The 13,459-nt window shown below is 61.6% G+C and carries 15 protein-coding genes; 11 read left to right on the forward strand and 4 right to left on the reverse strand.

All coding sequences use genetic code 11. The annotated features are described in order from the left end of the window. The 8 genes from ACW5W4_RS18465 to ruvX all read left to right on the forward strand — a co-directional run. A partial coding sequence (locus tag ACW5W4_RS18465; protein ID WP_456690364.1) for a hypothetical protein occupies window positions 1-242 on the forward strand: 242 nt, incomplete at its 5' end. A gap of 121 nt (window positions 243-363) precedes the next feature. After that, entirely contained in the window at window positions 364-1,515 is a 1,152-nt protein-coding gene (gene metK, locus ACW5W4_RS18470) for a methionine adenosyltransferase (RefSeq protein WP_456690365.1), read from the forward strand. A 148-nt stretch (window positions 1,516-1,663) separates the two neighbouring features. Beyond that, entirely contained in the window at window positions 1,664-2,194 is a 531-nt protein-coding gene (locus ACW5W4_RS18475) for a SprT family zinc-dependent metalloprotease (RefSeq protein WP_456690366.1), read from the forward strand. Between the two features lie 65 nt (window positions 2,195-2,259). Then, window positions 2,260-2,949: an endonuclease gene (locus ACW5W4_RS18480; protein WP_456690367.1), complete on the forward strand. Its 690-nt coding sequence runs from the start codon at window positions 2,260-2,262 to the stop codon at window positions 2,947-2,949. Window positions 2,950-3,076: 127 nt separating this feature from the next. Next, complete coding sequence (rsmE, locus tag ACW5W4_RS18485; RefSeq protein ID WP_456690368.1) at window positions 3,077-3,808, forward strand: 16S rRNA (uracil(1498)-N(3))-methyltransferase; 732 nt, start codon at window positions 3,077-3,079, stop codon at window positions 3,806-3,808. Window positions 3,809-3,859: 51 nt separating this feature from the next. Next, window positions 3,860-4,810, forward strand: a complete 951-nt coding sequence (gshB, locus tag ACW5W4_RS18490; RefSeq protein ID WP_427262608.1) for a glutathione synthase — start codon at window positions 3,860-3,862, stop codon at window positions 4,808-4,810. A gap of 199 nt (window positions 4,811-5,009) precedes the next feature. Beyond that, complete coding sequence (locus ACW5W4_RS18495; protein WP_456690369.1) at window positions 5,010-5,564, forward strand: YqgE/AlgH family protein; 555 nt, start codon at window positions 5,010-5,012, stop codon at window positions 5,562-5,564. Window positions 5,565-5,591: 27 nt separating this feature from the next. After that, entirely contained in the window at window positions 5,592-6,014 is a 423-nt protein-coding gene (gene ruvX, locus ACW5W4_RS18500; protein ID WP_025326196.1) for a Holliday junction resolvase RuvX, read from the forward strand. Window positions 6,015-6,261: 247 nt separating this feature from the next. Here the strand turns inward: ruvX and ampC are convergent, their stop codons facing one another. Both ampC and ACW5W4_RS18510 read right to left on the reverse strand, forming a co-directional pair. Then, window positions 6,262-7,428: an FOX/MOX family class C beta-lactamase gene (ampC, locus tag ACW5W4_RS18505; protein ID WP_456690371.1), complete on the reverse strand. Its 1,167-nt coding sequence runs from the start codon at window positions 7,426-7,428 to the stop codon at window positions 6,262-6,264. Window positions 7,429-7,607: 179 nt separating this feature from the next. Then, window positions 7,608-9,038 (reverse strand): alanine/glycine:cation symporter family protein, encoded by a 1,431-nt coding sequence (locus ACW5W4_RS18510; RefSeq protein WP_408792608.1) that lies wholly within the window; start codon window positions 9,036-9,038, stop codon window positions 7,608-7,610. 701 nt (window positions 9,039-9,739) lie between these two features. Here ACW5W4_RS18510 and tal point away from each other — a divergent pair. Beyond that, window positions 9,740-10,693 (forward strand): transaldolase, encoded by a 954-nt coding sequence (gene tal, locus ACW5W4_RS18515; protein WP_456690370.1) that lies wholly within the window; start codon window positions 9,740-9,742, stop codon window positions 10,691-10,693. 174 nt (window positions 10,694-10,867) lie between these two features. After that, window positions 10,868-11,050 carry a DUF3545 family protein gene (locus ACW5W4_RS18520; RefSeq protein WP_427262605.1) on the forward strand — a complete coding sequence of 61 codons (183 nt, stop codon included), beginning with the start codon at window positions 10,868-10,870 and terminating at the stop codon, window positions 11,048-11,050. 140 nt (window positions 11,051-11,190) lie between these two features. Here the strand turns inward: ACW5W4_RS18520 and ACW5W4_RS18525 are convergent, their stop codons facing one another. Both ACW5W4_RS18525 and ung read right to left on the reverse strand, forming a co-directional pair. Next, window positions 11,191-11,736 (reverse strand): hemerythrin domain-containing protein, encoded by a 546-nt coding sequence (locus tag ACW5W4_RS18525; RefSeq protein WP_427262604.1) that lies wholly within the window; start codon window positions 11,734-11,736, stop codon window positions 11,191-11,193. A gap of 81 nt (window positions 11,737-11,817) precedes the next feature. Next, the gene (gene ung / locus ACW5W4_RS18530) at window positions 11,818-12,486 is read right to left on the reverse strand and encodes a uracil-DNA glycosylase (RefSeq protein ID WP_427262603.1); all 669 of its coding nucleotides are present in this window, start codon (window positions 12,484-12,486) and stop codon (window positions 11,818-11,820) included. Between the two features lie 458 nt (window positions 12,487-12,944). Between ung and grcA the strand changes: the two genes are divergently transcribed. Then, a complete protein-coding gene (gene grcA, locus ACW5W4_RS18535; RefSeq protein ID WP_111873745.1) occupies window positions 12,945-13,325 on the forward strand; it encodes an autonomous glycyl radical cofactor GrcA in 381 nt (126 codons plus the stop codon). Window positions 13,326-13,459: the final 134 nt, after the last annotated feature.

Consider the following 13,459-nt stretch of genomic DNA (forward strand, 5'->3'; position numbering starts at 1 on the left):
ATAGCATTGGCAAGCTCTTTACGAGAAGGCATCTGTATCTCCTGATATTGCTTCATTTGATGGCCAAGTTTTTAGGCGCGTTATTGTCCCAGCAGGGGGCGCGGCGTGCAAATATTATCTGGGCGAATAAAGTGGCTTTGGGAGCGCAGTCGCTTTTCTCGGGCCGGCAAACGATTCGGTCCGCGCCGCGTTCCAGCCCTTTGGGGGTAGGGTCGGCCGCGGTCGGCACCAAACCAAAATAGTGCTGGCAATCCCACAGCCCCCTCTCTAAAATAGACGTCCAGATGTAGATACCTCTACAAATCCTGTCCTTTTATCCGGTTATGGCCGAGGCGATAACCCCCAAGCGTTGAGAATTCATCCATGGCAAAGCTGTTTACTTCCGAGTCGGTCTCCGAAGGCCATCCCGATAAAATCGCCGACCAGATCTCCGATGCGGTGCTGGACGCCATCCTGGAACAGGATCCCATGGCCCGCGTGGCCTGCGAAACCCTGGTCAAGACTGGCATGGTGATGGTGGCCGGCGAAGTAACCACCTCCGCCTGGGTCGACATCGAGCAGATAGTGCGCGATACCGTACGCGAGATTGGCTACACCCACTCCGACATGGGCTTCGATGCCGACTCCTGCGCCGTGCTGAACGCCATCGGCAAGCAGTCCCCCGACATCAACCAGGGCGTCGATCGCACCGATCCGTACGAGCAGGGCGCCGGTGACCAGGGCCTGATGTTCGGCTACGCCACCAACGAAACCGACGTGCTGATGCCGGCCCCCATCACCTACTCCCACCTGCTGGTGAAGCGTCAGGCCGAGGTGCGCAAAAACGGCACCCTGCCGTGGCTGCGCCCGGATGCCAAGAGCCAGCTCACCTTCGCCTATGACAGCGAAGGCAAGATCCTCGGCGTGGATGCCGTGGTGCTCTCCACCCAGCACTGCGACTCCATCAGCCACAGCGATCTGGTCGAGGCGGTGCGCGAGGAGATCATCAAGCCGGTGCTGCCGGCCGAGTGGATCAGCAAGGAGACCAAGTTCTTCATCAACCCGACCGGCCGTTTCGTCATCGGCGGCCCCATGGGTGACTGCGGTCTGACCGGTCGCAAGATCATCGTCGACACCTACGGCGGCATGGCCCGTCACGGTGGTGGCGCCTTCTCCGGCAAGGATCCCTCCAAGGTGGACCGCTCCGCCGCCTACGCCGCCCGCTACGTGGCCAAGAACATCGTCGCCGCGGGTCTGGCTGATCGCTGTGAAGTGCAGGTCTCCTACGCCATCGGCGTGGCCGAGCCCACCTCCATCAGCGTCGAGACCTTCGGCACCGCCAAGGTGGCCGAGGAGCTGCTGGTCGCCCTGGTGCGCGAGCACTTCGAACTGCGCCCCTACGGCCTCATCGAGATGCTGGACCTGAAGCGCCCCATCTACCAGGCCACCGCCGCCTACGGCCACTTCGGTCGCGACGAGTTCCCCTGGGAGAAGACCGACAAGGCCGCTCTGCTGCGCGCCGCCGCCGGTCTGTAAGCCACCATGTAACAAGGGATGTGGCAAGAAGGGGAGCCTGGGCTCCCCTTTTTCATGGCCGCCCCTCCGGATGGGGGCGCCCCCCTCCCCTTGCACCGACGCCAGCAGCGGGTAGACTGCCCCCTCTCGTTCACGCCCTGACATCGCCATGACCCTATCAGCCCCCACACTCCCCCAGATGCAGCAGATCCTGACCGAGCGGGTGGATGCCTGCTTCCACCAGGCCGAGCAGCGGCTCGGGCGCACTTTTGCGCGCCCGCAGATCCACTGCAACATGCGGGGCCGGGCGGCCGGGTCGGCGCGGCTGCAGACCTGGGAGCTGCGCTTCAACCCTGTGCTGTTTGCCGCCAATTATCAGGCCTTCCTGGACGAGGTGGTGCCTCATGAGGTGGCCCATCTGCTGGTCCATGCCCTGTGGGGCGAGGGGCGCGGCAAGAGCCGCGTGCTGCCCCACGGCCGCCAGTGGCAGTCGGTGATGCGGGAGCTGTTCGGCCTCGAGCCCAGCACCACCCACAGCTTCGATCTCGCCGTGCTGGCCCAGCCGACCGTGCCCTACGCCTGCGGCTGCCAGCAGCACGGGCTCTCCATCCGCCGCCACAACAAGGTGGTGCGCGGCGAGGCTCGCTACCATTGTCGCCGCTGCAAGCAGCCACTGGTGCCGGTTGCGCAGCCGGGCTAGGCCCTCGCCCCCTGGGCAACAGGCTCTCTTTTCTTCGTTCAACCCGTTCATTTCCAAGGATATTCATGTTTCGTCCCCTGCTCTCCCTCGCTCTCGCCCTGCTCATCATTGCCCCGGCCCATGCCCAGACCTTTCGCGAAGCCAAGCGGGATCTGGTCAAGCTCTATCGCACCCAGCCCGCCGTCACCAGCTTCTACTGCGGCTGTGACATCGACTATCGGGGCAAGCAGATGAGCCCGGATCTCGCCAGCTGCGGTTATGAACCGCGCAAGCAGGCCAAGCGCGCCGCCCGCATCGAGTGGGAGCACGTGGTGCCCGCCTGGGAGTTCGGCCACCAGCTCCAGTGCTGGCAGGAGGGAGGTCGCAAGCATTGCGGCAAGAGCGACGAGTTCAACAAGATGGAGGGGGACATGCACAACCTCTTCCCCGCCATCGGCGAGGTGAATGGCGATCGGGCCAACTATCGCTTCTCCGACTGGAACGGCAAGCCGAACCAGTACGGCCAGTGCCAGATGCTGGTGGATTTCAAGGCGCGTCAGGTGCAGCCGCCCAAGGGGCCGGTGCGGGGCCAGATCGCCCGCGCCTACCTCTACATGAGCCAGCAGCATGGGCTGCGTCTGGCGGCGCAACAGCGTAGACTGTTCGAGGCCTGGGACCGGCAATACCCGGCACAGGGCTGGGAGTGCGAGCGCAACCGCCGCATCGGCAAGTTGCAGGGCAATACCAACCCCTTCATTGAAAAGCAGTGCCAATAACCCCATTTGACCGAGAGGGGAATCGCCCCCTCTCATCATGAAGCCCTTCTCCTGCGTCGCGCGAGCCTTGCTCACCGCCTCGCAGCAGGATATGAAGGGGTTCCAAGCAAGAGACTGACAAGCCGCCATGCGCATTCCACGAATTTATGAACCGGCCCCTCTGCGGGTGGGCCAGACCCTCGCCCTGTCGGAAGACGGCGCCAACCATATCGGCCGGGTGCTGCGCATGCAGCCGGGTCAGCAGCTCGAGCTGTTCAATGGCGACGGCCACCAGTATCCCGCCACCATCGCCAGCGTGGGCAAGAAATCGGTGGAGGTGACCATCGAGCGCTGCGACGCCCAGTCGGTGGAGTCACCGCTGGCCATCCACCTGGGTCAGGTGATCAGTCGCGGCGACAAGATGGACTTCACCATCCAGAAATCGGTGGAGCTCGGCGTCACCTGCATCACGCCGCTCTTCTCCGAACGCTGCGGCGTCAAGCTGCCGGCCGATCGGCTGGAGAAGAAACGGGAACAGTGGCAGAAGGTGGTGATCAGCGCCTGCGAGCAGTGCGGCCGCAATACCGTGCCACAAGTGCGTATGCCCATGGAGCTGGATGCCTGGCTGCGCGAAGAGACCCAGGAGCTCAAGCTCAACCTGCATCCGCGCGCCCCTTACAGCATCAACACCCTGCCGGTCCCCGAGCACGGCGTGCGTCTGCTGATCGGCCCGGAAGGGGGCTTGTCCGGCGACGAGATCGCCCGTACCGTGCAGGAAGATTTCAAGGAGATGCTGCTGGGGCCGCGGGTGCTGCGCACCGAAACCGCCGCCCTGACCGCCATTACCGCGCTGCAGTGCCGCTTCGGCGATCTGGCCTGAAACAGGTTTTAAGAATCTCACTCGCAATCGAGCCACCAGAAGGAATCTCGGATGACCATCAAACTCGGCATAGTGATGGACCCCATCTCGGCCATCAACATCAAGAAAGACTCCAGCTTCGCCATGCTCGAAGAGGCGCAAAAGCGCGGCTACGAGCTCTTCTATCTGGAGATGAAGGATCTCTACATGGAGGGCGGACGGGCGTTTGGCACCATGCGCCCGCTCACCGTCAAGCATGACTACGCCCACTGGTTCAGCCTCGGCGAGGTGGTGGATCAGCCGCTGTCGACCCTGGACGCGATCCTGATGCGCAAGGATCCCCCCTTCGACACCGAGTTCATCTACGCCACCTACATGCTGGAGCGAGCCGAGGACGAGGGCTGCCTCATCGTCAACAAGCCCCAGAGCCTGCGCGACGCCAACGAGAAGCTCTACACCGCCTGGTTTGCCGAGCACACCCCGACCACGCTGGTGACTCGCCGCGCCGACAAGCTGCGCGCCTTCCACGCCAAGCACAAGGACGTGATCCTCAAGCCCCTGGACGGCATGGGCGGCGCCTCCATCTTTCGCATGAAGGAAGATGACGCCAACGTCGGCGTCATCATCGAGACCCTCACCGAACACGGCAGCCAGTACTGCATGGCCCAGACCTTCCTGCCCGCCATCAAGGAGGGCGACAAGCGGGTGCTGGTGGTGGACGGCGAGCCGGTGCCCTACTGCCTGGCCCGCATCCCGGCCCAGGGCGAGACCCGTGGCAACCTGGCCGCCGGTGGCCGTGGCGAGGCGCGCCCCCTGAGCGAGTCCGACTGGGCCATCGCCCGCGCGGTCGGCCCCACCCTCAAGGAGAAGGGACTGATCTTCGTCGGCCTCGACATCATCGGCGATCGGCTGACCGAGATTAACGTCACCAGCCCCACCTGCATCCGCGAGATCGAGGCAGCCTTCCCGGTGCACATCACCGGCATGCTGATGGACGCCATCGAGCGCCGCCTCGGCCGCTAAGCCCGAGGTCCGGACGAGAAAGGGAGTGGCCAGGCCACTCCCTTTTTTATCTGACGGCCGCCATCTGGCCTTGTCCGTATCCCCATAGGTCCGTAGTGGGAGCCCCAACCAGAGCGGCGCCGGGCGAAAAAGCGGTTTTGCCCGCCCGCCCTAGCTGCCATAATTGGCCCAAATCCTCGGCCCATGCACTCTTTGACCCATGCACACACTGCAAAATCATTTTCTGCTCGCCATGCCGAGCCTCAAGGATCCCTATTTCGAGCGCGCCCTTGTCTATCTGTGCGAACACAATGCCGAGGGCGCCATGGGGCTGGTGGTCAACATCCCGGTGGACATGTCCCTGGACACCATGCTGACCCAGCTCAAGCTGACGCCGCCCCCCAGTCCCGAGCTCAAGCAGCCGGTGCTGCAAGGGGGACCGGTCGCCGCCGAGCGCGGATTCGTGCTCCACAGCTTTCGCCCCGGCTTCAACTCCACCCTGCAGGTCAGTGACGAGCTCATGGTCACCACCTCCAAGGACATCCTGGAGACTCTGGGCACGGAGCAGGCGCCGGATCACTACCTGGTGGCCCTGGGCTATGCCGGCTGGAGCCCGGGCCAGCTCGAGCAGGAGCTGGTGGACAGCGCCTGGCTGGTGATCCCCCCGGATCCCGCCCTGCTGTTCGAGACCCCCACCCATCTGCGCTGGCAGCAAGCCGCCGCCAGCATAGGGGTCAATCCCCTGCACCTCTCCAGCGACATAGGCCACGGCTGAGCCGGGCCGCCACTTTAGGAACAGACGATGTCATCACGCAGCATCATGGGCTTTGACTACGGCACCAAGAGCATAGGGGTCGCCATCGGCCAGGAGCTCACGGGCACGGCCCAACCCCTTCGTTCCCTCAAGGCCAACGACGGCATTCCCAACTGGGACGAGATTGAAAAGTTGCTCAAGGAGTGGCAGCCGGATCTGCTCATTGTCGGCCTGCCGCTGAACATGGATGGCACGGATCAGGAGATCACGGTGCGGGCCCGCAAGTTCGGCAACCGCCTCCATGGCCGCTTCGGCAAGCCGGTGGAATTCAAAGACGAGCGGCTCACCACCACGGATGCCCGCGCCCGCCTGTTCGAGCGCGGCGGCTACAAGGCGCTCGACAAGGGCAGTGTGGACGGGGTCTCCGCCCAGCTTATCGTCGAAGCCTGGATGGAAGAGCAGTACGGTTGAGCCCGGGGGCCGACCATGGGCCCCCTGCATCGGCCATCTCCCGGCGCCAGCGCCCCTCCCCCCAGCGCCCCCCATGGCGATCCGCAATCATGTTCCCCGCAGCACCGTGGCCGTCATGGCGAACGGCTAGATGGCAAAGGCGATCAAGCCATGCCGGCCATCAGGTATGGCATGACAATGCCAGACAGCGCCAAAAAGTACGCCGGGCTATCCCGGCGTACTCATCTCTATCAACGGGGCCTAACTGTCACTTCGCCAACTGGCTCAGGATGGCGTGGGCCGCCTCGATGCGGGCCTCGTTCGGATAGTTGCGATTGGCCAGCATGACGATGCCCATCCTCTTGGCCGGCACGAAGGCCACATAGGCGCCAAAGCCGCCGGTCGAGCCGGTCTTGTTGAAGAGCACTGGCTGCCCTGCCGCCGCGGGCGCTGGTGCCGTCGGGTTGGCCTCGAGGATCATCCTGGTCGAATTGCCCCCGAGCAGAGCCGCTTCGCTGATGGGGTAGGCGTAGCGCTCCCAGCCGAGCCCCTGGGTCATATCCCCCACCGCGAACTGGCCCTGGTGGGTCAGGTCGATAGCCTGTTGCATGGCCCCGTCCTCCACCCCGCCGATGTTGGCTTTCACAAAGCGCAGCAGATCCGCCGAGCTGGTCTTGATGCCATAGGCCTCGTCCGCCAATACGCCCGGAGTAACCCGGATGGGCTTGTCCTCTTTCGAGTAGCCGTAGGCATAGTGCCCCATGGCCTGCTCGGGCACATTGAGATAGGTGTGATGCAGGCCGAGCCCGGGCAGGATCGTCTGCTCCATCAAGCGGGCGAACGGCTGCTGCATGCTGCTCGCCGCCAGATGGCCAAACAGGCCGATACTGGGATTGGAGTACTGGCGATGGCTGCCCGCCGGGTAGGCAGGGGTCCACTGGCGATAGTAGGTCTTCATCTTCTCAGGCGAATCCACCTCCTCGGGAAACTGCAGCGGCAGGCCCCCGGCGCTGTAGGTGGCCAGCTCCCCCATGGTGATGCCGTCGAAGGCCGAGCCCTTGAGCCAGGAAGCGTGCTGGCTCGCCTTGTCATCGAGCTGGAAGCCCCCCTTGACCAGGGCGTAGGCCCCAAGCGTTGCCGTAAGAGTCTTGCTGACCGAGCCTATCTCGAACAGGGTCTGCTCGCTGACCCGCTGGCCGCTCTCCCGATTGGCCAGCCCGTAATTGAAGTAGTGGGCCTTGCCATCTTTCAGCACCGCCACCGCCATGCCCGGAATGTGATGCTCCCTCAACAGGGGCTTGATGGTGGCGTCGACGGTCTGGCGCAGGGCATCGGGCCCTGTGCCGGCCGTGCTCCTTGCCGTATCGGCCAGCGTCTGGCCGGCCCACAGCAGCGCACTTGCCGCCACCAATGTCATCCGCAGGTGTTGTTTCATCACTCTCTTGTCCTCTCATTTGTCGGGATCGCCGCCCGTACGGCGAACAGTGAGACCAGCATAGGGCGCCAGCATGTGCTGGGTATGAGCTTGTGTGAAGTCTGGGTGAAGTGACGCGGACCCGGCCATGAAAAAGGGGAGCCAGTGGCTCCCCTCGTCATCGCGGCAAAGCGACAGCGTCATTTCTTGGCCGGAGCGTCCCAGATCCCCGCTTCCAGCTGGCTGCGGATCTCGGGGTACTTGTTGGCATCGAAGGTCGGCACCTTGCCGAGCTTGAGCTGGTCGTTGTAATCCTTGGCCAGCTTGATGGCCACCCCGGAGAGCAGCAGGATGGCGACCAGGTTGACGATGGCCATGAAGCCCATGGAGACATCCGCCATGGCCCACACGGTCGGCAACTCGCCGACCGAGCCGAACATCACCATGCCGAGCACGAACAGGCGGAACAGCAGCAGACCGCCCTTGTGGCTGTGCTCGAGGAACACCAGGTTGGTCTCGGCGTAGGAGTAGTTCGCGACGATGGAGGTAAAGGCGAAGAAGAAGATAGCGGTGGCGATGAAGATGTTGCCTGCGCTGCCGATCTGGGAAGAGAGCGCCCGCTGGGTCAGCTCCACCCCCGTGATGCCGGATCCCGGCTCAAACTGCCCGGACATCAAGATGATGGCGGCGGTACAGGTACAGATGACGATGGTGTCCATGAAGACACCCAGCATCTGCACATAACCCTGGGAGGCCGGGTGCGGCGGATAGGGGGTGGCGGTGGCGGCGGCGTTCGGCGCCGAGCCCATGCCCGCCTCGTTGGAGAAGAGGCCGCGCTTGATGCCGTTGATCATCGCCTGGGAGATGGCGTAACCCAGGGCGCCGGAACCGGCCTGCTCGATGCCGAAGGCCGATTTGAAGATGAGGACAAACACGCCCGGCAGCTCAGAGAGGTTCATCACGACGATGGCCAGGGCCAGCAGTATGTAGGCCAGCGCCATGAAGGGCACCACCAGCTCGGCGAAACGGGCGATGCCGCGGATGCCGCCGAAGATGATGAGACCCGCCAGCAGCACCAGCACTATGCCGCTCATCCAGTCGGGAATGCCGAATGCCACGTTCATGGCCAGGCTGATGGAGTTGGCCTGTACCGCATTGAACACCAGGCCGAACGCCATGATCAGGCACAGGGAGAACAAGACCCCCATCCAGCGCATGCCAAGGCCGCGCTCCATGTAATAGGCAGGACCACCACGATAGTTGCCATCCTCATCCTTGACCTTGTAGAGCTGGGCCAGGGAGCTCTCGACGAAGGCGGTCGCCATGCCGATGAAGGCGATCAGCCACATCCAGAAGATGGCCCCCGGGCCCCCCAGGTAGATGGCGACGGCGACGCCGGCCAGGTTGCCGGTACCCACCCGGGCCGCCAGACTGGTGCACAGGGCCTGGAAGGAGGAGATGCCCGCCTTGTCGGATTTGCGGCTGTGGCGCAGGACCGAGAACATGTGGCCGAAGTGGCGGACCTGAATAAAGCCCAGACGGAAGGTGAAGAAGATGCCGACCCCGATCAGCAGGTAGATGAGCACGGCTCCCCACATCAGGTCGTTTAGTAAAGCTATCAAGGTATCCATAATTCTCTCGTTGTCATTCACATCCATGGCCAGTCTGCGCTGACCGTTTTGCTGTATGTTGCCGAATTAGCTTTCTGCTAAAGGGGCGGAATCTAGCATAGCGAGCCCGTTCAGAATAGTGATCCCGCTCACCCGGATCACAAAAAATGAGCGATGACAGGCAAAAAAGCACCAAAAATTCAGCAAATCTTCAACAAAACCGTTAATCCACGGCCCGACTGACGCGCCGATCCCGCCCAGGGGGCGCGCCCGCCCCTCCCCTCCCCACGCCATCGTTTGCTCAAACGTTTGCCAGGCGAGGACAGAAAATCGACCTCGTCACGCCAAACGTTTTACACGTAATAAAATTTCAAGTAGCGGTCATGATATTTTTTGTGATCAATCACTCAAAACCGGAAAGATCCTGAAAAAAGTGTCGTTGACAAGCGACTCGACAAGGATCGGAATGCATGAAAAAACTGATATAAATCATTAACTTTAACCATGGCTCACCCCATGGCTCCCCCCGCTGTTCGATCCCTGCGCAATCCCCCCTCTTGCGGGCGGCCCCCCAACTGTATTAAGTAGGCAAACAGTGTGGATGGGGAGCTCCCGTCCCGCAGTTCTGAGCGTCCGCCGCCCTGGTTTTGTAATTAAGTTTCAAAACTGGCCGCCCACGCCATCACCCCGGGATGACTCCCCATCAAGAGATGATATTTGCCATGGCCGATAAATTAACCCAGCTCAAAGCCCTGACCACAGTCGTCGCCGACACCGGTGATATCGAAGCCATCAAGCGCTACCAGCCGACCGACGCCACCACCAACCCCTCCCTGGTGTTGAAGGCCGCCGAGATCCCCGAGTATGCGCCTCTGATCGACGACGCCATCGCCTGGGCCAAGGCCCAGAGCCAGGACAAGGCGCAGCAGATCATCGATGCCGGCGACAAGCTGGCGGTCAATATCGGTCTGGAAGTGCTGAAGATAGTGCCGGGCCGCATCTCCACCGAAGTGGATGCCCGCCTCTCCTTCGACACCGACGCCAGCATCGCCAAGGCCCGCAAGCTGATCCGCCTCTACAACGAAGCCGGCATCAGCAACGATCGCATCCTGATCAAGCTGGCCTCCACCTGGGAAGGCATTCGTGCCGCCGAAGTCCTGGAGAAAGAGGGCATCCAGTGCAACCTGACCCTGCTGTTCTCCTTCGCCCAGGCCCGTGCCTGCGCCGAAGCCGGCGCCTTCCTGATCTCCCCCTTCGTGGGCCGCATCCTCGACTGGTACAAGGCCAAGCACAACCGTGACTACACCGCCAGCGAAGATCCGGGCGTGGTCTCCGTCACCGCCATCTACGACTACTACAAGCAGCACGACTACCCGACCGTGGTGATGGGCGCCAGCTTCCGCAACACCGGCGAGATCCTGGAACTGGCCGGTTGTGACCGCCTGACCATAGGCCCGGCCCTGCTGGAAGAGCTGAGCAAGACCGAGGGCCTGGTCGAGCGCAAGCTGCACTATACCGGCGAGCGCCAGGCAAAGCCGGCACCGATGAGCGAAGCCCAGTTCCGCTGGGAGTTGAACCAGGACGCCATGGCCGTCGAGAAGCTGGCCGAAGGCATCCGCCTGTTTGCCGTCGACCAGGGCAAGCTGGAAACCATGCTGGCCAGCCGCCTGGCCTGAGGCTGCCCCCAGTGACGCCATGAGCAAACCGGATGCCCGCGAGGGTGTCCGGTTTTTTATTGCCAGAAAAATCACCCGATTGACACCCGTCATATGGCTGTAATGAAAACGTTTTAATTTTCATAGCGCTGTGTTATACGGTTGGTGAAAAAAATAACAACCAAGGAGGGATCCATGGATATGTTCAGCTTTGACGTTGAAGATGTTGTTGATCTGGGTTCACGCGGTCGCGGGACAACGGGAAAGAAACGCAAATGGAGGGAGATTGAGGCATTGAAGGATAAACATCGTCTGCAAAAGGAGCTGCAGTCGATCGATATCACCTACGATAGTCTCTCCGAGGAAATAGTGCTGTAACGGCATCCTCTCTCGACCAGGCCCCGCCTCTGCGGGGCCTTTTTATGGGTGCGATGGCCAGGGTTCGGTGCCTCATCAGTCAGCAGGCCCCATAAACAGCAGGCCTGGCACTATGCCGGGCCTGCGCCATTGTGGTGATGTCAGACGATGGGCAACGAGAGCCGATGGGCCAGCTCCCTGAAGTGCTGGCTCACCTCGGGTCCGAACAGGGGATCGCCGATGGCCCGGTTCTGCCACTGCTGCTCCAGCTGACGCCAGTCATCCTCGGTCAGCGCCTCCCGCAGCAGGGGGAACACCACCCCCTCCTCGTAGTTCATGTGGGCCTCCTGCTGGGCGATGAAACGAGCCAGCTTGGCGGTGAACTGGTCGAGGGGGATGACGGCATCCAGCAGTATCATCTCCACCATCTCCTTGAGCTCGGTGCCCGCCTCTATCAGGCTGGCGTGCTCCAGTTGCAGGCGGTGACTGATCTCCCCTTCGACCAGGCGGTACTTGAGGTAGTACTCATAGATCAGGTCTTCCTTGGGATGGTGGTAGCTATCAGACACCTCTCGCAGGTAGTCGATCACATCACGCACCAGCGCATAGTTGACCGCTCGCTCCTCATTGATGGCATCGAGCTTGCTTTTCAGCAGCTTAAGTAGTTTTGCGATGTTGAGATGATCCTGGTGCAGCTTGGCTAACATAAGCTCTCCTTGGCTTAAAAATGAGCATGTCCGCCTTTGAGTATACGGCCATTTGCCCCCTCAACTTTGCCCTTCGTCAAGTCAGCCGCAGACAGAGTCCCACGCGATGGGTCCCTGACCCTGTTGCTCCAGCAGACGATTGGCCTCGCTGAAGTGGCCACAGCCGATGAAACCCCGATGAGCCGAGAGCGGGCTGGGATGGGGCGCCGTCAGCACATGGTGGCGATGTCGATCGATGAAACGCCCCTTCTTCTGGGCATGGGCCCCCCACAGCAGAAACACCACCCCTTCGCGGCTGACATTGATCTGTTCAATCACCCGATCGGTGAAGGTCTCCCATCCCAGGCTGGCATGGGAGTGTGCCTGGCCCGCTTCCACCGTCAGCACCGTATTGAGCAGCAGCACCCCCTGCCTGGCCCAGGACTCGAGAAAGCCGTGATGGGGAATGGTGAAACCGGGCAAGTCCCGCGCCATCTCCTTGTAGATGTTGACCAGGGAGGGCGGGGTGCGCACCCCGGGCAGCACAGAGAAACAGAGGCCATGGGCCTGGTTCGGGCCGTGATAGGGATCCTGCCCCAGGATCACCACCTTGACATCGGCGAGCTCGGTCAGCTTGAAGGCGTTGAATACCTCGCTGGCGGGGGGATAGACCAGCTTGCCCGCCTCCCGCTCGGCCCTGACAGCGGCCAGGGTCTGCTTGAAATAGTCCTGCTCCTTCTGGGAGCCAATCACATCCGTCCAGGTCAACACCGGGATACCTCGTTCTCAGTTTTGGCAAGGGGCCCAGAATAGGGGGATGCCCCCTCGGGCGCAACCGGGGCAAGGATGACCTCACTCGGCTGCGGGACCCAGGGCAGTCGGCAAGGATCCGTCCCGGGCCGGACCAACCGGTCGGATGCGGGCAAGAATTGCGATAAGATGTAGTTAAATTACTACATTAATAAATCAAAAGAAGCATAATTGGCATATCTTATGTTTTGGTAAAAATCACTTTAATTTGATTAAACTCAATGAATTAAATGCCTGAAAGCGCCGCTTTCCGGGTGTTTTTTGATTTGGATCAAATTTGGTTTTATTACTACCGTGCTATATATGACCCCATCAAAGTAAAGGTGTAAGGCAAGGGCCCTTTAAATCACCCAGGTGGTTTAAATACATCAGGGTAATGTCCTTACAGTTGAATCCGCTTTCCCATGAGGAGTCATACCATGATCAAGGGCATTCAAATCACCCAGGCCGCCAACGCAGCTCTGCTGAACTCTTTCTGGCTGCTGGACGAGGCGCAGCAACAGGCGCGCTGCATCTGCGCCAAGGGCGATGTCTTCGCCGCCGACCAGGAAGTCAAGCTGTCTGATCTTGGCCAGTTCGAATACCGTGAGCTGCCGCTGCAGAGCGAGCCCGTGGTCGAGGGGGGCCAGCACCTGAACGTCAACGTGCTGAGCCGCGAGACCCTGGAAGATGCGGTCGCCAATCCGGAAAAATATCCCCAGCTGACCATCCGCGTCTCCGGCTATGCGGTGCGTTTCAACGCCCTGACCCCGGAGCAGCAGCGCGACGTCATCACCCGTACCTTCACCCAGAGCCTCTAACTCGCCCTGCGCTCACAGGTACCCTCAAAAACGGCCCGCACGGGCTAATGCCGATCAGTTAAGGATCCATTGACCGATCCTCCTGATGTGTAAAAATCCGAAACCTATTGATTTGGTTTCGGATTTTTTATGCG

The sequence above is a fragment of the Aeromonas crassostreae genome (genome assembly GCF_054052445.1).

Excerpts from the sequence above, each read along its gene's own strand:
- metK (WP_456690365.1), top strand. The coding sequence starts at position 364 with ATGGCAAAGCTGTTTACTTCCGAGTCGGTCTCCGAAGGCCATCCCGAT.
- ACW5W4_RS18475 (WP_456690366.1), top strand. The coding sequence starts at position 1,664 with ATGACCCTATCAGCCCCCACACTCCCCCAGATGCAGCAGATCCTGACC.
- ACW5W4_RS18480 (WP_456690367.1), top strand. The coding sequence starts at position 2,260 with ATGTTTCGTCCCCTGCTCTCCCTCGCTCTCGCCCTGCTCATCATTGCC.
- rsmE (WP_456690368.1), top strand. The coding sequence starts at position 3,077 with ATGCGCATTCCACGAATTTATGAACCGGCCCCTCTGCGGGTGGGCCAG.
- gshB (WP_427262608.1), top strand. The coding sequence starts at position 3,860 with ATGACCATCAAACTCGGCATAGTGATGGACCCCATCTCGGCCATCAAC.
- ACW5W4_RS18495 (WP_456690369.1), top strand. The coding sequence starts at position 5,010 with ATGCACACACTGCAAAATCATTTTCTGCTCGCCATGCCGAGCCTCAAG.
- ruvX (WP_025326196.1), top strand. The coding sequence starts at position 5,592 with ATGTCATCACGCAGCATCATGGGCTTTGACTACGGCACCAAGAGCATA.
- ampC (WP_456690371.1), bottom strand. The coding sequence starts at position 7,428 with ATGAAACAACACCTGCGGATGACATTGGTGGCGGCAAGTGCGCTGCTG.
- ACW5W4_RS18510 (WP_408792608.1), bottom strand. The coding sequence starts at position 9,038 with ATGGATACCTTGATAGCTTTACTAAACGACCTGATGTGGGGAGCCGTG.
- tal (WP_456690370.1), top strand. The coding sequence starts at position 9,740 with ATGGCCGATAAATTAACCCAGCTCAAAGCCCTGACCACAGTCGTCGCC.
- ACW5W4_RS18520 (WP_427262605.1), top strand. The coding sequence starts at position 10,868 with ATGGATATGTTCAGCTTTGACGTTGAAGATGTTGTTGATCTGGGTTCA.
- ACW5W4_RS18525 (WP_427262604.1), bottom strand. The coding sequence starts at position 11,736 with ATGTTAGCCAAGCTGCACCAGGATCATCTCAACATCGCAAAACTACTT.
- grcA (WP_111873745.1), top strand. The coding sequence starts at position 12,945 with ATGATCAAGGGCATTCAAATCACCCAGGCCGCCAACGCAGCTCTGCTG.